The organism is Streptomyces sp. 142MFCol3.1 (assembly GCF_000424945.1).
In the GTDB taxonomy this organism is placed as follows: domain Bacteria; phylum Actinomycetota; class Actinomycetes; order Streptomycetales; family Streptomycetaceae; genus Streptomyces; species Streptomyces siamensis.
In genome coordinates this window covers 254,179-270,783 of the sequence record NZ_AUKV01000004.1, presented here as the reverse complement: position 1 = coordinate 270,783, position 16,605 = coordinate 254,179, and the positions used below count along the sequence as shown (strand labels likewise).

Sequence of the window (16,605 nt, the reverse complement as noted above, 5' to 3'; positions counted from 1 at the left end):
CCCGTGGGCGTGTTCGTCTTCCTCCCCCCTCGTGCTGCCCCTGACCGCTGGCCCATCGCGCGCCCGGCCGAACACCGCCTGCACCCGCGCCTGGCGACCTGCCTGCTGTCCGCCGTCGCCGCGGTCCTGAGCCTGTGCAGCAGCCTGCGCCTCGGCCTGCCGGCGATCGTCGGAACCGCACAACTGCCGGGCAACCCGCTGCCGGACGCCTGGGCCGATCCGGAAGTGCGGGCGGCCGTGCCGCACCTCAAGGCGGCGACCCCGCTCCAAGGCCGCGCCCGACGGAACAGAGGTCGACCTCGTGCGGCGGCAGGCCGAGGGTGAAGCACACCTCCCGCACGACGGCCTGCTCGGTCTTGTCGAATGCGCCGTCGGCACCGCCGATGACGATGCCGATCCGGATGACGGCACGCGCCTCGGTGGGCTTCTTCTTCGCTCGGTGGGCTTCTTCTTCGCCTCGGCGATCTCCTGCGGCACGCCGACCTGATCCAGCCGTCGACCTCGGCGTTCCAGTCCCGGCCGTGCACGTCCTGGTGGCCGACGGTGGAGCGGGTCACCGGTCGGGGTCGTCCACGCGTGCTGCCGGGCCCCGGACGCGGGCTCCCGCACCGGCCTGGTGGCAACTCCCCTTGACGAAAAGCCGGTTGCCAAGCCGTTGCCGGTCGTGGACGATCTCGGACCGTGACGATCAACGGCGCCCGGGACGGCTGCGAACGCGATCGGGACCGCTCCGCCACTCGCCCGCTCGCCCTGGTCACCGGGGTGGGACGGACGGTCGGCATCGGCGCGGGCATCGCACACCGGCTGGCGGCCTCCGGCTGGGACGTGGCCTTCACCTACTGGACCCCCTACGACGAGCGCATGACGTGGGGCAGCGAGCCCGGAGCGGCCGGGGCGATCACCGACACGCTCATCGAAAACGGCGCGGCCACCACGGCGGTCGAGGCGGACCTCGCCGACCCGGACACTCCGGCCCGTGTCTTCGACGAGGTCGAACGCGCTCTGGGCGGCGTCACCGCCCTGGTGATGTGTCACTGCGAATCGGTCGACTCCGGTCTGCTGGACACGACCGTCGAAAGCTTCGACCGGCACTTCGCGGTCAACGCCCGCGCCGCCTGGCTGCTGATCCGCGAGTACGGCCGACGGTTCACCGCGGCCCCGGGCAGCGGACGGATCATCAGCCTCACCAGCGACCACACCGCGGGCAATCTCCCCTACGGCGCGAGCAAGGGCGCCCTGGACCGCATCACGCTGGCCGCCGCGCACGAGTTCGCCCACCTCGGCGTCACCGCCAATGTCATCAACCCCGGACCGGTCGACACCGGTTGGATGGGCGACGACATCCGCAAGGACGTGCTCGACCACACACCCCTCAACCGCCTCGGCACACCGCGCGACACCGCGCACCTCGTGGACTTCCTCTGCTCACCGCAGGGGCAATGGATCAACGGCCAGCTGCTGATGAGCAACGGCGGACTCGCCTAGGGGCGGTCGTTCGGGGCAGCGCGCACCTGGCCTGGTCCGAACGGCACCCCCTGACTCCGCACCGCCCGGGCCACCGTCAGAGTCCCCCGGCCGTCATCACCACCAGGACGACGACGAGAAGGACCACGTAGGCGGCGGAGTGGACGCGGTCCGGAACACGGCCGGCGACCCGCCTCGCGAGCGCGATGGCGGGCAGCGAGCCGAGGAGCAGAGCGGCGCCCGCGGCGAGGTCGACATAACCGATCCTGCCGGTACCGGCAGGTCCGCTGGAGGCGAGGGCGTAGACGACTGTCCCGGCCAGGGCGACGGGCACGCTGAGGGGGTTGGCCATGGCGGTCGCCTCGGCCATGGGCAGGCCCCTGCGGCGCAGCAGAGGGACGGTCATGACGCTGCCGCCCACGCCCAGGCCGGCGGCGACCATGCCGATGCCTACGCCGCCGAAGGTGGTCGTCCCCCTGCCCAGGGGCTCGGGGCACGGCCGGCGCTGCACGGACAGGAACCCCTTGCGTACCAGGCTGTCGAGGACGGTCACCAGGAGATAGGCGGCGAAGAGCAGACGCAGCGCCGTGCCGCCGATCAGGGTCGCCAAAAAGGATCCGGCGACGGCGCCGGTCGCGATGAACGCCGCCAGCGGCCAGACGTACGCGCGGCGCACTCGGCCCTGACGGCACTGGGCCAGAGTCGCCACAGCGGTGTTCACGACCATCACGGCGGCCGAGGTGGCCACCGCGACGTGCATGGCGTCCTTCCCCGAAGGCGCCGTGACGGTCACGAAGCCGTAGACGACGGGGACCGTGACGAAGCCACCGCCGAAACCGAAGAGCACCGTCGTGATGCCGGTCAGGCACCCGAGGAACAGGAGAGCGAAGAGCGAAGTGAGCACGCGCAGGACGCTAGTGATCACCACCTGTGGCGGGCAATCGATGAATCGCCCACTTCCTATGCGCAGCGGACACGGCGCTCGGTCCCCCGTAGCCTCCTGGCATGCGCAACGTTCCGGTCGCGGAGGTGGACGGCCTCGATCGTGCCGTACTGGCCATCGGCACCGACTATCCCCACGACCACCTGCTCCCCCGGCACGAGCACCGCCGCGCCCAGGTGCTGTACGCGGCCACCGGCGTCATGCGGGTCGAGACGGCGGACGGCAGCTGGACGATTCCCACCGCCCGCGCGGTGCTCATCCCGCCCATGACCGGGCATCAGGTCACGATGACGGGCGTCAGCACCCGCAGCCTCTACATCGAGCCGGCCGCGGTGCCGTGGTTCCCCGCCCGCTGCCAGGCGGTCGACGTCTCCGCACTGCTGCGGGAACTGCTCCTGGCGGCGGTCGAGATGGAGCCGCGCTATGCCGAGCACAGCCGCGACGCGGCACTCGCCGCGCTCGTCCTCCACGAACTCAAGAACCTCACCCCGCTCCCCCTCGACGTGCCGATGCCGTCCGATCCGCGGCTGCGCGCCTTGTGCGAGGCGTTCCTGCGGAAGCCGGACATCCACGACCCGCCGGCCCGCTGGTGCGCGGCCCTCGACGTGAGCGAGCGGACCCTGGCGCGCCTGTTCCGGCGCGGCACCGGCCTCAACTTCTCGCAGTGGCGGCAACGCGCCTGCGTCCTGCACTCGCTGCACCACCTGACCGCGGGCGTGCCCGTCACGCGCATCGCCGCCCGGCTCGGCTACGACAACCCCGCGGCCTACACGGCCGCGTTCGGCAAGCTTCTCGGGCGGCCGCCTTCGGCGTACCGGAGCCCCGGCTCGGCAACCGGCATCGCATAGGTCCTGCCGACGCCGGATACCGCGCCGACGTGGACCGGAGCCCGCTGTGTGGGCCGTGTCACCCTTCGGAGCGGTAGCCCATGCCGGGTTCGGGCCGCGGGCGCCGGCCGCGGGGCGACCGGCGCCATGGCCGGGTGGGGAATGGGCGTCCCGGCCTGGAGGGCCGGCGTCGTGGCTGCGCGAGCCGGCGGATCCAGGACGCCTCCCAACCTCCGGCTCCGCACCTGTAGCTCCCTCCCCTCAGTGCTGGGCCACAAGGTCCTTGAGCGCGATGTTGAGCTCGAGGACGTTCACGCGGGGCTCACCGATGAAGCCGAGGGAACGGCCGCCGGTGTGGTCCGCGACCAGCTTCTCCACCTGGTTGACGGGCAGCCCGTTCCTGGCGGCGATCCGGTGGACCTGGAGCTCCGCGTACTTCGGGGAGATGTCGGGGTCGAGGCCGGAGCCGGAGGAGGTGACCGCGTCGGCGGGGACCTGGGACGGGGTGACGGTGTAGCCGGGCACCGAGTTGTCCTTGACGACCGCGGCACGGGCGGCGAGCACCTGCGCGCAGAGCGAGCCCTCCTCGGACTTCGCGGTGCACTTGCCGTCCACGGCCCCGCTGTCGGCGGCCAGGTTGGTGGCACCGGACAGCAGCAGTTTGTACTGGGTGTTGATGCTGTTGGAGCCGAGGCCGTTGGCCGGACGGCCCTGGAACCACTTCAGGTCGGCCTCGGGGGTGTCCTGTCCCTTCTTCAGCGGCAGGTTGTACGACTGGCCGATCAGGGACGAGCCGACGACCCTGCCGTCCGCCCTGATCTCGGAGCCGTTCGCCTTGTTGCTGAACAGGCCCTGGGCGATGCCGGTGACGACCAGGGGGTAGATCACGCCTGTCACCAGGGTCAGTACGAGGAGGGCCCTGAGGCCCGCCCCGAGCAACCGGAGGGTGTTCGTTACGGAGTTGTTCATGGCGATCAGCCGATTCCGGGGATGAGGGAGATGAGCAGGTCGATGATCTTGATACCGATGAAGGGTGCGATCAGTCCGCCGATGCCGTAGATCGCGAGGTTCCTGCGGAGCATGCGGTCGGCGCTGACCGGCCTGTACCGCACGCCCTTCAGGGACAGCGGCACCAGCGCGATGATGATCAGCGCGTTGAAGACGACCGCCGACAGGATCGCGGAGTTGGGCGAGGACAGCTGCATGACGTTCAGCTTGTCCAGGCCCGGGTAGACCGCCGCGAACAGCGCCGGGATGATCGCGAAGTACTTCGCGACGTCGTTGGCGATGGAGAACGTCGTCAACGCGCCCCGGGTGATCAGCAGTTGCTTGCCGATCTCGACGATCTCGATGAGCTTGGTCGGGTTGGAGTCGAGGTCGACCATGTTGCCGGCCTCCTTGGCGGCCGACGTGCCCGTGTTCATCGCCACGCCCACGTCCGCCTGCGCGAGTGCCGGGGCGTCGTTGGTGCCGTCACCGGTCATCGCGACGAGCTTGCCGCCCGCCTGCTCCCGTTTGATGAGGGCCATCTTGTCCTCGGGAGTGGCCTCCGCGAGGAAGTCGTCGACGCCCGCCTCCTCGGCGATCGCCTTCGCTGTCAGCGGGTTGTCACCCGTGATCATGACCGTCTTGATGCCCATGCGGCGCAGCTCCTCGAACCGCTCCCGCATGCCGTCCTTGACGACGTCCTTGAGGTGGATGACGCCCAGGATCCGGGCCCCCTCGGTGTCCTCGACCGCGACCAGCAGCGGGGTGCCGCCCGCCTCGGAGATGCGGTCGGCGACCTGCTTGGCGTCCCGGGCGACCGTGCCACCCTGTTCCTCGACCCAGGCGATGACCGAACCGGCCGCACCCTTGCGGATCTTCTTGCCGTCCACGTCCACACCCGACATCCGGGTCTGGGCGGTGAAGGCGATCCACTCGGCGTGCGCCAGCTCGCCCTGGTGCCGCTCGCGCAGTCCGTACTTGTCCTTGGCCAGGACCACGACGGAACGGCCCTCGGGAGTCTCGTCGGCGAGGGAGGACAGCTGGGCGGCGTCCGCGACCTCGGCCTGGGTGGCTCCGGCGACCGCTACGAACTCGAAGGCCTGGCGATTGCCGAGGGTGATGGTGCCGGTCTTGTCGAGGAGCAGCGTCGACACGTCGCCGGCGGCCTCCACCGCGCGGCCCGACATGGCCAGCACGTTGCGCTGGACCAGGCGGTCCATGCCCGCGATGCCGATCGCGGACAGCAGGGCGCCGATGGTGGTCGGGATGAGACAGACCAGCAGGGCGACCAGCACGACCATCGTCAGACGGGTGCCCGCGTAGTCCGCGAACGGCGGAAGCGTGGCGCAGGCCAGCAGGAAGACGATCGTCAGCGAGGCGAGCAGGATGTTCAGCGCGATCTCGTTGGGCGTCTTCTGCCGGGCGGCGCCCTCGACCAGGCTGATCATGCGGTCGATGAAGGTCTCGCCGGGCTTCGTCGTGATCTTGACGACGATCCGGTCGGAGAGCACCTTCGTCCCGCCCGTGACCGCGCTGCGGTCACCGCCGGACTCACGGATCACCGGAGCCGACTCGCCGGTGATCGCCGACTCGTCGACCGACGCGACGCCCTCGACGACGTCACCGTCACCCGGGATGATGTCGCCGGCCTCGCAGACGACCAGGTCACCGATGGTCAGCTCGGTGCCGGGCACCCGCTCCTCGGTGTTCCCCACGAGTCGCCGGGCCACCGTGTCCGTCTTGGCCTTGCGCAGGGTGTCGGCCTGCGCCTTGCCCCGGCCCTCGGCGACCGCCTCGGCCAGGTTGGCGAAGACGACCGTCAGCCACAGCCAGGCGCTGATGGTCCAGCCGAACCAGTCGCCCGGTTCCTCGAAGGAGAAGGCCGTCGTGAGCACGGACCCGATCCACACCACGAACATCACGGGTGACTTGACCATCACCCGCGGGTCGAGCTTGCGGAACGCGTCCGGCAGCGACTTGAGCAGCGCCTTGGGGTCGAAGAGCCCCGCCCCTACACGGCCCTCGGCGGGCTTGTGCCCGGTGGGCGCGTCCTGGTGCGGCGCAAGGGTGGGAGTGGACATCGCGCCCTCGTGGTTTTCCGTTCGGGTGGTCATGACGCCAGCCCCTCGGCGAGCGGACCCAGCGCCAGCGCCGGGAAGTAGGTCAGACCGGTGATGATCAGGATCGCGCCGACCAGCAGGCCGGTGAACAGCGGCTTCTCGGTGCGCAGGGTGCCCGCGGTCACCGGTACCCGCTTCTGCCCGGCGAGCGAGCCGGCCAGCGCCAGCACGAACACCATCGGCAGGAAGCGGCCCAGCAGCATCGCGAGCCCGGTCATGGTGTTGAACCAGTCCGTGTTCGCGTTCAGGCCCGCGAAGGCCGAACCGTTGTTGTTCGACGCCGAGGTGAAGGCGTACAGCACCTCGGAGAACCCGTGCGCACCCGAGTTGAGCATCGAGTGCGGCGGGGTCGGCAGCGCCATGGAAGCGGCCGTGAAGATGAGCACCAGCGCCGGGGTGATCAGGATGTAGCAGGCTGCCAGCTTCATCTCGTGGCCGCCGATCTTCTTGCCCAGGTACTCGGGCGTACGGCCGACCATCAGACCGGCGATGAACACCGCGATGACCGCCATGATCAGCATGCCGTAGAGGCCGGAGCCGGTACCGCCGGGCGCGATCTCGCCGAGCATCATCCCGAGCATCGTGATCCCGCCGCCGAGGCCGGTGAAGGAGGAGTGGAAGGAGTCCACCGCACCGGTCGACGTCAGTGTCGTCGACACCGCGAAGATCGACGAGGCGCCGATGCCGAAGCGGGTCTCCTTGCCCTCCATCGCACCGCCGGCCGCTTGCAGCGCCGGGCCGTGGTGGGCGAACTCGGTCCACATCATCAGCGCGACGAAGCCCAGCCAGATGGTGAACATCGTGGCGAGGATCGCGTAACCCTGCTTGACGCTGCCGACCATGACGCCGAAGGTGCGGGTCAGCGCGAACGGAATGACCAGGATCAGGAAGATCTCGAACAGGTTCGTGAACGCGGTGGGGTTCTCGAAGGGGTGCGCACTGTTGGCGTTGAAGTAGCCGCCTCCGTTGGTGCCCAGCTCCTTGATGGCCTCCTGGGAGGCGACCGCGCCGCCGTTCCACTGCTGCGAGCCGCCCATGAACTGCCCGACCTGGTGAATGCCGGAGAAGTTCTGGATCGCGCCGCAGGCGACCAGCACGAGCGCGGCGATCACCGCGATCGGCGCCAGGACGCGGACGGTGCCGCGCACCAGGTCGGCCCAGAAGTTGCCGATCTCGCCGGTGCGGGACCGGGCGAAGCCGCGCACGAGGGCGACCGCGATGGCGATGCCGACGGCGGCGGAGACGAAGTTCTGCACGGCCAGACCGGCGGTCTGCACGACGTGACCCATGGTCTGTTCGCCGTAGTACGACTGCCAGTTGGTGTTCGTCACGAAGGAGACGGCGGTGTTGAACGACTGCGCCGGGTCGACCGCCTCGAAGCCGAGCGAGCCGGGCAGGACGCCCTGGAGCCGCTGGAGGAGGTAGAGGAAGAGGACACCGGCCGCGGAGAAGGCCAGGACGCCTCGCAGGTAGGCGGGCCAGCGCATCTCGGTGTCGGGGTCGGCGCCGATGCCCTTGTAGATCCACTTCTCGACGCGCAGATGCCTGTCGGAGGAGTAGACGCGGGCCATGTAGGTGCCGAGGGGGACGTAGACCAGTGCGAGCGCGCCTATGAGCGCGAGCAGCTGGAGAACTGCGGCGAGCAGGGGACCCATGACGTGTCTCAGAACCTCTCCGGGAAGATCAGGGCGAGGACGAGATATCCCAGCAGGGCGACGGCCACGATCAGGCCGACGATGTTCTCGGCGGTCACAGCTTCGTCACCCCCTTGGCGACGAGAGCCACCAGCGCGAAGACCGCGATCGTGGTGACGACGAAGGCCAGATCGGCCATCGTGAGCTCCTGGAGTGAGGTTCGGTCGGTACGGACGCTTTCGAGGAAAGCGCCTCAGTGGCCGGATCCGGCCACCGTTGACGGCTCCCTTACGGCGGGGCCCACGCCTTTGACGGGACCCTTACGGCCCTTGATCCGGACGGGTGAGCAGGCGGCCCCGACGGTCGGTGGCCTGGCCGTAGCCGGAAGCGCAGCCGGCAGATCACCGCGTCCGTCTCCCGCCGCACGGCGTGTGCGACGAGGGCGCCCCGCTGGTTCTGCGGCAGCCGCTGCCACAGCGGCTGCCGGCTCGGCTTCCGGGATCAGCACGGTGACGCCGCCGGCCCGGCTCGCCGACGCCCCGTCGGCGAGCCGGCCGGCGGCGTCACCGGTGCACGAGTCCCGAGGTGTCCAGCGCCGCTCCCGTCTGGTCGGCGAGGGTCACCGCCACCAACCGGGCCTGGAGCGGGCGCACTTCCCGCGGGCCCGGAGTGAGCATGAAGCGGCCGAGGTAGTGGCCGTTGCCGTAGGCGCGAAGTTCGATCTCGTCCTCGGGCCAGCCTGCGGCGTCCACGTCCCAGACGCGCCGGCCCACCGTGACGCTGCCGTCGCCGTGCAGACGTGGCGGCTGCGCTTCCTTGGCGGCCGCCCGGGCGACCCTGACACCGTCTTGACGTCCCGGCGCACCGCACGGGGTGCCCTCGGGTCGAACGGGGCGGGAGGCGCTCACTGCGACCGCCTGTGAGCGGTGGCCACTCGGCGTACAGCGTCCTCGTCGTGGGGCCGGCCGAGGACGGCGACACCCCCGCGGACCCATGCGCGCGGTGCCCGGAAGCCAGGTGCGCGGCCCGCCCCGGCTCCCCCACCGACCCGCTTGGGGGCGCGCCTCCTCGGCTTAGCGCACCGCCCGCTGCACGAGCGCGGCGATCCTCGCCTCGTCGGCGGCGGTGAGCTCCCTCAGGGCGTAGGAGGTCGGCCACATGGCGCCTTCGTCGAGGTTCGCCTTGTCGCTGAAGCCCAGCGTCGCGTACCGGGCCTTGAACTTCTCAGCGCCCTGGAAGAAGCAGACGACCTTGCCGTCGACGGCGTACGCGGGCATGCCGTACCACAGCTTCGGCGCGAGGTCCGGCGAGCTCGCCTTCACGACGGCGTGGATCCGTTCGGCCATGACCCGGTCCGGCTCCTGCATCTCGGCGATCTTCGCCAGCACCGCGGCCTCGTCCTCCGCCGCCTTCTCGGCACGCGATCCACGGCGCGCGGACGTCCTCACCTCTCGGGCTCGCTCCTTCATCGCGGCCCGCTCCTCGTCCGTGAAACGCTCGGACGTCGTGCCGGTCGCGGTGGTGCTCCTGGCAGGATTCTGCACGGCCTTCATGACGAATTCTCCTGTTGGTCTGCGGATCTGCGGATCTGCGGATCTGCGGATCTGCGGATCTGCGGATCTGCGGATCTGCGAGTACTTCTGCTCGCGCAACGGCTCATTTGCCGTGCGGAGTGGTGCTTGCGGCCTGCGGGGCGTCCCGGGCGGCGGACGCGTGTCCGCCGCCCGGGACCGGGCCCGTTCATCCCCAGGCGCCGGCGATCTGGCGGGTGGTGGCGTTGAGCCGGTTGAACAGGTTGGTGACGCCGATCATCAGGATGATCGAGGCGAGTTGCTTCTCGTCGAAGTGGCCGGCCGCCGCGTCCCAGATCTCGTCGCCGACCGCGTCGGGGCGGTCGGCCAGCCGCGTCGCGGCCTCCGCGAGGGCGAGCGCCGCCCGCTCCTCCTCGCTGAAGTACGGGGTCTCGCGCCAGGCGGCGACCGTGGCCAGTCGCTCGTCGCTCACCCCCGCCTTGCGGGCCGTCTTCGCGCCGCCGTCCACGCAGGCGCTGCATCCGTTGATCTGGCTGACCCGCAGATGCACCAGCTCCAGCGTCTGCGCGTCCACCCCGCCCCCGTGCGCGGCCTTCAGCAGCGCCTGGATCGGCTGCATCGCGTCGGACAGGACGACGGCCGGGTTCTGCATACGAGACTGCATATCGACTCCCCTTAGCGGTGGTGCCCCGTTCCCTCGGGGCGTGACTCCATCACAGCCGCACGGGCTTGCCGTGACGACGCCGGTGGGACACCGCGGGACAGCCGAAACACCTCTCACCTGGGGAGACGTGACTCGGGGGAATTCTGCGGGGGTGGGACGGGCACGCTCGATCGGGGCGGCGAGCAGCAACGCAGCTGTCGCCCAAGTCGTCAGCGATCGCCCGCGTCGACGTCCTAACGCACGGGACCGGACGGGCGGAAGCACGCGGTCACGGTCTTGCCGTGCCGTTGGCAGGTCGTGCCCAAGTCGTCGGCCAGGGCGCGCACGATGCCCACCCCGCGTCCCGACGTCTCGCCCGGCTCCGGCTCGCGCTGTCGGGGCAGGGTGGGGTCCTCGTCGTGGACGCTCACATGGAGGCACTCGCCGTCCCAGGTGAGGACGAGACTCGCGTCACTGTGGGCATGGACGTGGGCGTTGGTGAGCAGCTCGGAGACGGCCAGGACGATCGCGTCCGCCGTGTCCGGTTCGTCCGCCGTCCAGGGCAGGGAGGCGAGATGGTCGCGTGTCCACTGCCGTCCGGCCCGCACGCCCTGCGCCATGGGGAACGAGTGCGCCCAGCCCATCGCCTTGACTGCCACGTCACGCCCCTTGTCGTCCTCGTACCGCCGCCGGCACGGATTCGTCTCGGCACAGGACACGTGTACCCGGTGCCCGCGAAGACAGACGTCCCCGACGCGACACGGCCTCGCCTCTCGCCGAAGCCGCGGGATCCGCGCCGTGCGCGCGGCTTCCATGGCGACCCGGGTCCGTGGGGCGCCCTGTCCCCGGCGGACTTCGTCCTGGTCCGCGGCGCGTGCATTCCTCAGGTCGTGGTGGACACGCCGCGGCGCGGCAGGGTGGCCGACGGCGGTCAAGCGGCCCTCAGGAACGGAGAATCGGTATGGGAGTTCGGCCAACGTCATGGCTGTGTCGTCCTCTTGACCTCCGTGCGTCTTCGGCACGGCCGGGGTCCGTAGCGGACACTCGGGGCGGGACCGCTCGACGCGATCCCGCCCCCTCGCCGGTCAGGGCGTACCGACCGGGGTCGCGCTCACTTCAGGCCGAAGGCCCGGGTGATCCGCTGCTTGACGGTGTTTCCCTGGGTGTCGCTCGCGCTGGTGCGCAGCGTGACGAACCGCGCCTTGGCGGGTGCGTTCAGCTCGGTGCACCAGCCCCGGTCGGTGTGACGCAGTGTCGCGTGCTGCCAGCTGGAGCCGTCGTCGTAGGAGATGTCCACGCTCACGGTCTTGATGGTGTCGGAGCCGGGGGCTCCGGCGAGGTGCGAGGGCGTGACGGTGATGTCGCTGCGGCGGCCGCTCCTGCCGGAGGCGTCCATGCCGGTGACCGCGTAGTCGAGCTGGATCAGCGGCAGTACGTCGACGGTGTCGGCAGCGGTCTCTCCGGAGGTGAAGCCCCATTCGGTGCTGGTGGTGGTGGAGTAGTCGTTCGTCCAGTTGCCCCGCGCGTTGTCGGACACCAGGCGGTACCGCAGCTTCTCGGGAGCCAGGATCAGGGGGAACCGCGGGCTGCCGATGGTGTTCGTGTCCGAGGCCCTGATCAGGGTGTCGCCCTGGTAGATCTTCACCCTGTCCTCGACCTCCGGGTTGCCGAAGGTGGTGCCGGCGCGTCCGGGTTCCGAGTCGGCCCAGCCCGGGATCGTCGCCCCGACCGTGTTGCCCGAGCGCAGCGGCATGTAGTGGCTGTTCATCCGCGGCCGCTGGATCGGCCCGAAGTACTCCACGTGGGAGGTCGTTCCGCGCGGGTAGCGTTTGAAGGTGTCGTTGGTGATCTGGAGCTGGCGGTTGATCGTGGCCTCTTCGTGCCAGACCGTGCCGGCGGACACCCAGTCGGTGCGCTTCCCCTGGGCCGGGGTGGGCAGCAGGACGGGCATGTAGTCGTCGTGCCAGACGGCGACACGGGTCTCCATGGCCCGGGCCTGGTGGTTGTTGCGGAAGGAGACCTCGACCCGGTTCAGGTCGGCTCGCCGCGGGCGGTAGGTGGGGTCCGCGGGGACGCCGCTCTGATGGTCTGCGATGTCGTAGAGGTACTCGATGGTCGGGTTCGACGTGACCCGCAGTGTGGTCCTGCCCTGCTTGATGCGGGCGATCAGTGCGTCACCCTCGTCCGCGGTGAGAGTGGCCACCGTCAAGGGAGCGGGAATCTCCGTGTCGGAGTAGGAGTCGTCCACCCACGGAGCCAGGCGTCCGTCACCGTCGTTGACCACCAGCAGCACACTCGCGCCGGCCTTGGCCGCGTTGTCGGCCTGCTCGTCGAGTGCCACGGAGTCGTTGCGCCGGACCACGACGGTCCTGCCCTTGGCGTCGAGACCGCGGTAGGCGCCGGGCCCGCCCTCCCCGGCGAAGACGGCGCCGTAGCTGTGTCGGCCCTTCTTGAGGGGGACGTGTCCGCGCCGGACGCGCAGGTCGTCGTAGGTGTGCTTCCCGGCAGCGATCGTCAGTGCGGGCTGTTCCAGACGGGCGGCGACACCGAACTCGTAGGTGCCCGTGGTGACTTCCTTGCTGGGCAGGACCCACGAGCTGTCGTAGGACTGGTCCGGCACGTACTCGCTGCGGTAGGCGTGCGTGTCGTCGAAGTACCGGTAGAAGTCGAGTCGGGTCAGGGCCGGGGTGGTCGCCTGAGGAGTCCGGACCGTCACCTGTCTGGCCTTGGAGGCGTCCAGGTCGACCGTGACGTCCTTGTCGAGAACGACCTCGGGACGGGTCAGGACGGCCATGCCCTTGGAGTGCGGTCCGTGAACGCCCTCGACGTCGGCCACCAGCTGGACCGCGTACGTGCCTCCGGGCAGGGTCACGGTGCCCGTACCGGAGTCGTCCAGGATCAGAGGCAGCGCGAAGCGTTCGCCCGTCACCCACACGGCGCCGCCCATGGGGCGGCCGCTGCGGTCCTTGCCATTGACCGTGATCGTGTAGCGCGCTCCCATCTTGTAGGCGCCGGTGATGGTGTGGGCGACGAGCGCGCCGGACCCGTCGGTGGCGAGGATCTGCCCCGAGGTGACCGTGTCGGCCTTCACCAGGTCGAAGTCGGTGATCAGGTCGACCGTGCCGGTGCCGTTGGCCGGGAGGGTGATCTGCCGGGCGGACAGCGTGAACGCGCCTTGGGCCGCGCCGGGAGCCCGGACATTCAGGTCGAGGGTGACGGGACGGTCCCCGGTGTTGGTGTACGTCACCTTCTTCTCGGTCTTCCCGCTCGTGCCGCCGGCCGGTGTCGACGCGTCGCGGTAGCCGCCGAAGACGCTGCCGGAGGCGAACACGGTGCCCTTCACGGCGGCGGCAGCGTCCAGGCGACCGCTGCCGGCCTCGTACGGGGTGTACTCGGGTGTCGTCCTGGTGGTGCTGACCAGCCCGTCCTTGAGCTGCTTCCCGCTCCAGCCCGGGTGTGCCCGGGCCAGCAGTGCCGCGGCACCGGCGACGTGCGGGGTGGCCATGGAGGTCCCGCTCATCGTCTGGTAGGAGCCGGTGCCCTCCGAGGAGTACTGGGAGCGGGCCGCGAGGACGTCGACGCCCGGCGCGGTCAGTTCCGGCTTCAGGCCGGCATCGCCCTGGCGCGGTCCGGTGCCGGAGAAGTCGGCGAGACGGTCGGAACCGTCCACCGCGCCGACCGACAGCGCGGCGTCGGCGACGCTCGGCGTCGAGACGGTGTACTTCCCGCTGTTGCCGGCCGCGATCGTGAACAGCGCACCCGTCTCGGCGCTGAGCTCGTCGACCGCCTGGCTCATCGGGTCGTGTCCGTCCGTCGGGCCGGCCCCGAGGCTCATGCTGATGATCTTGGCGTGCTGCTCACGTGCGGCCCATTCCATGCCGGCGAGCACCCAGGACTCCTGGCCGCTGCCGTTGTCGTCGAGGACCTTGCCGATGTGCAGGCGCGCGCCGGGCGCGACGCCCCGCTCCTTGCCGTCGGAGGCCGCGCCGGTGCCGGCGATGGTCGAGGCCACGTGGGTGCCGTGACCATTGCGGTCCTCGACGTCCTGGTCCGGCACGAAGCTCGTGCTCTCGCTCACCTGTCCCACCAGGTCCGGATGGCGGGTGTCGACACCGGTGTCCAGCACCGCCACGTCCACGCCCTGGCCGGTGTTGCCGCCGGCCCACGCCTCGGGCGCCCCGATCTGCGCCGTCGTGTCGGACAGATCGGCCTTGACCTTCCCGTCCAGCCAGACCTTCGCGATCCCGCTGCTCAGCCGTGGCTTCGCCGCGGTCCCCCGGCCGGTGGCCGATGCGTTCCCACCGGTGAGGGCGGACCAGAAGGCGCCGGCCTTGGTCCGCTGCTGCGACAGTGCCGCGCCCTGGATGCTGTTCAGTGCGCGCGTCCTGGTGGAGCCGGTGGGCACAGCCGCCGCACGGGCACGGACGGCCGCGTCGGTGTACGTGACGATCAGGGGCAGAGTGCTGCGCTGCGCGTCCCCGTACCCGTCCGCCAGCAGTCCGGTGACGTTGAAGAGCTCCTTGTCCAGTTGCCCGGCGGCGAGGTATGGCACCGCCGTGTCGGGATACACGTAGGTGTCCTTGCCCGCCTCGTGGACGGCGAACGCGGTGGGCCGGCCGTCCGGACCCTGCACGGACCGGGTGACCTTGCCGTCGGCCGCGGTGTTCACGGTCACCTTGTCACCGGTCACCAAGGTGACGGTACGTGAGGTGGGCTGAGGTGTTGCCACGTCGCCGGCCAGGGTCCGGTCGGCCGGACCGGTCCGCGGAGTGCCCGAGGCGGACACGAGAGGCGGCGCGGTCAGCATGGCCAACGCGAGGGCGGCGGCTGCGAGGCCCCGCTTGCGGGTGGGTATGGATGGCATGCAGTTCCTTGAGTCGACGGTACTGGAACGCTCTCTGCGTGACACGACGTCACAACTGCGACGGGACCGGGCACATGACCGGTGACCGGCGGCCACCGATCGCGCCGACCGACAACCGGCTACCGGCTACCGGCAACCGATGGCCACGGCCCGCGCGGCGGGCCTGCTCCCCGCGGATGCGTCACGACGCACCGCGCGCTGCCGCCCGCTGCGGAGTCCCACCTTGAACTCCCCCGGCGCGGACGTCGGCACTTTCGCCTGTCCAACCTGCGACAAGTCACCTCTGCGTCAGACCTGTTGGACCTCGGGCCGCGCGACAGCTGTGGCACAAGGGGCCGGGTCGGCGTTCGCCCAGCCGCCGGAGTCCGGGCCGCTGCGGTCGTCCTGGGCGATCCGCGCCGTCCGCGCACCCTCGGCGACGGACCCCGCCCGGGATCCTCCCAGCGCCGGCGTCCGCACGGTCCGCCCGCTCCGCGGGACGGACGCCCGGGAGGGATCGAGTCTCCAGCCCCGCGTTCCGACGCACCCCCGTACCGGGACCCGGCGAGGGGACCCGCCCGAGATCCCTGCGGCCCACGGACGGTCGGCTTCGACGGCCCGGCCCGCCCCCACATGCTCGTCGATCACCGACCGGACGGGCCCCTACCGGCATGATCGTCCCGTCGAAGTCACGGGATCTGCCTCCGGTCGGGCCACTTACACTGAGTTCATGGCAAAGGCGACGACGATCGAGCCCCTCAACCCCGACGAGGAGGCATTCCTCCGGGCTCTCGGGAGGGTCATGACGCTCCTGCCCCGCCTCGTCGACGCCGACATGCTCGCGGAGCAGGAGATCTCCGGCACCGAATACATGGTGCTGGTCCATCTCTCGGAGGCCCGGGACAACCAGATGCGCATGAGCGAGCTGGCCACCGCCTGCGGGCTCTCGCTCAGCGGCATGACCAGGGTGGTGAACCGACTGGAGGGCCAGTCGCTGGTCATGCGGGTGAAGTCGCCCGAGGACGGACGGGCACTGCTCGCCGTCCTGACGAGCCCCGGATGGACACGGCTGAAGCAGGCGTGGCCCACCAATCTCGCCAGTGTCCGGCGACACGTCTTCTCCCACCTGGAGGGGTGCGACGTGGCCGCGGCCGCGAAGGTACTGCGGCGCATCGCGCCCGATCATTGACGCATACGCATACCCCGGCCGCCCGACGCCCGACGCGGCTCAGTACGGCCCGTGCCGACACGTAGCGCACGGTCGCTCCGTCGAGCACCACCGCGGGCGTCGCGCGTCGATTCTTCCAACGGGCCCGCCTTCCCGATCGAGTTCACGCATGCGGCAGGCCCGCTTTCCGGCCCATCGCACGTCCGCCGAGTCCCCTGCCGTGGCTCCGCCGCTGCCCGTGGCGCTCTGCGTCGAGGCGTATGAACCGTGCCGGCCCGGCGCCTGGACGGCCGTCCCGACCTCCCTCAATTCCGGCCCGCCCCACCGCCCTTGTCCATACGGGCCGGGCGTGGGCGCGGCCTCGCGCAGGCGTCACCGGCTGTCCGTGTCGCCGTTGGGACATGTCACATCTGCGGCAGGTGATACCGGTGACATGCCCGGGGC

General features: G+C 70.6%; 13 protein-coding genes and 3 pseudogenes. 4 read left to right on the top strand and 12 right to left on the bottom strand.

The window, feature by feature from the left end:
- Window positions 1–3: 3 nt before the first annotated feature.
- Window positions 4–246, top strand: a pseudogene (locus H305_RS54485) (M56 family peptidase); the annotation flags it as partial.
- Between the two features lies 1 nt (window position 247).
- Here H305_RS54485 and H305_RS52180 read toward each other — a convergent pair.
- Window positions 248–451: pseudogene (locus H305_RS52180) on the bottom strand (tellurite resistance TerB family protein); the annotation flags it as partial.
- A 230-nt stretch (window positions 452–681) separates the two neighbouring features.
- Here H305_RS52180 and H305_RS0107665 point away from each other — a divergent pair.
- Entirely contained in the window at window positions 682–1,485 is an 804-nt protein-coding gene (locus tag H305_RS0107665) for an SDR family oxidoreductase (protein ID WP_028799887.1), read from the top strand.
- A 76-nt stretch (window positions 1,486–1,561) separates the two neighbouring features.
- On the opposite strand, the gene H305_RS0107660 is transcribed toward H305_RS0107665, so the two are convergent.
- On the bottom strand, window positions 1,562–2,368 hold the full coding sequence (locus H305_RS0107660; protein WP_028799886.1) for a sulfite exporter TauE/SafE family protein: 807 nt from the start codon (window positions 2,366–2,368) through the stop codon (window positions 1,562–1,564).
- A gap of 101 nt (window positions 2,369–2,469) precedes the next feature.
- Between H305_RS0107660 and H305_RS0107655 the strand changes: the two genes are divergently transcribed.
- Window positions 2,470–3,255: an AraC family transcriptional regulator gene (locus H305_RS0107655; RefSeq protein ID WP_028799885.1), complete on the top strand. Its 786-nt coding sequence runs from the start codon at window positions 2,470–2,472 to the stop codon at window positions 3,253–3,255.
- Between the two features lie 240 nt (window positions 3,256–3,495).
- Here the strand turns inward: H305_RS0107655 and H305_RS0107650 are convergent, their stop codons facing one another.
- The 10 genes and pseudogenes from H305_RS0107650 to H305_RS0107605 form a co-directional block, all read right to left on the bottom strand.
- Window positions 3,496–4,203 carry a potassium-transporting ATPase subunit C gene (locus tag H305_RS0107650; protein WP_028799884.1) on the bottom strand — a complete coding sequence of 236 codons (708 nt, stop codon included), beginning with the start codon at window positions 4,201–4,203 and terminating at the stop codon, window positions 3,496–3,498.
- Between the two features lie 5 nt (window positions 4,204–4,208).
- Complete coding sequence (gene kdpB / locus H305_RS0107645; protein ID WP_028799883.1) at window positions 4,209–6,335, bottom strand: potassium-transporting ATPase subunit KdpB; 2,127 nt, start codon at window positions 6,333–6,335, stop codon at window positions 4,209–4,211.
- Window positions 6,332–7,996, bottom strand: a complete 1,665-nt coding sequence (kdpA, locus tag H305_RS0107640) for a potassium-transporting ATPase subunit KdpA (protein ID WP_028799882.1) — start codon at window positions 7,994–7,996, stop codon at window positions 6,332–6,334. The genes kdpB and kdpA overlap by 4 nt, the downstream gene beginning before the upstream one ends.
- A gap of 8 nt (window positions 7,997–8,004) precedes the next feature.
- Window positions 8,005–8,094, bottom strand: coding sequence for a K(+)-transporting ATPase subunit F (gene kdpF, locus H305_RS49740; protein WP_037659531.1), 90 nt, complete (start codon window positions 8,092–8,094; stop codon window positions 8,005–8,007).
- Between the two features lie 169 nt (window positions 8,095–8,263).
- Window positions 8,264–8,489, bottom strand: a pseudogene (locus H305_RS54480) (hypothetical protein); the annotation flags it as partial.
- A 49-nt stretch (window positions 8,490–8,538) separates the two neighbouring features.
- The gene (locus H305_RS53295) at window positions 8,539–8,883 is read right to left on the bottom strand and encodes a hypothetical protein (RefSeq protein WP_028799881.1); all 345 of its coding nucleotides are present in this window, start codon (window positions 8,881–8,883) and stop codon (window positions 8,539–8,541) included.
- A 165-nt stretch (window positions 8,884–9,048) separates the two neighbouring features.
- Entirely contained in the window at window positions 9,049–9,528 is a 480-nt protein-coding gene (locus H305_RS0107620; protein WP_028799880.1) for an iron chaperone, read from the bottom strand.
- Between the two features lie 187 nt (window positions 9,529–9,715).
- Entirely contained in the window at window positions 9,716–10,171 is a 456-nt protein-coding gene (locus H305_RS0107615) for a carboxymuconolactone decarboxylase family protein (RefSeq protein ID WP_028799879.1), read from the bottom strand.
- 233 nt (window positions 10,172–10,404) lie between these two features.
- On the bottom strand, window positions 10,405–10,809 hold the full coding sequence (locus H305_RS0107610; RefSeq protein WP_028799878.1) for an ATP-binding protein: 405 nt from the start codon (window positions 10,807–10,809) through the stop codon (window positions 10,405–10,407).
- 452 nt (window positions 10,810–11,261) lie between these two features.
- Window positions 11,262–15,014, bottom strand: a complete 3,753-nt coding sequence (locus H305_RS0107605; RefSeq protein ID WP_028799877.1) for a S8 family serine peptidase — start codon at window positions 15,012–15,014, stop codon at window positions 11,262–11,264.
- Window positions 15,015–15,723: 709 nt separating this feature from the next.
- Between H305_RS0107605 and H305_RS0107600 the strand changes: the two genes are divergently transcribed.
- Complete coding sequence (locus H305_RS0107600; RefSeq protein ID WP_028799876.1) at window positions 15,724–16,182, top strand: MarR family winged helix-turn-helix transcriptional regulator; 459 nt, start codon at window positions 15,724–15,726, stop codon at window positions 16,180–16,182.
- Window positions 16,183–16,605 lie beyond the last annotated feature (423 nt).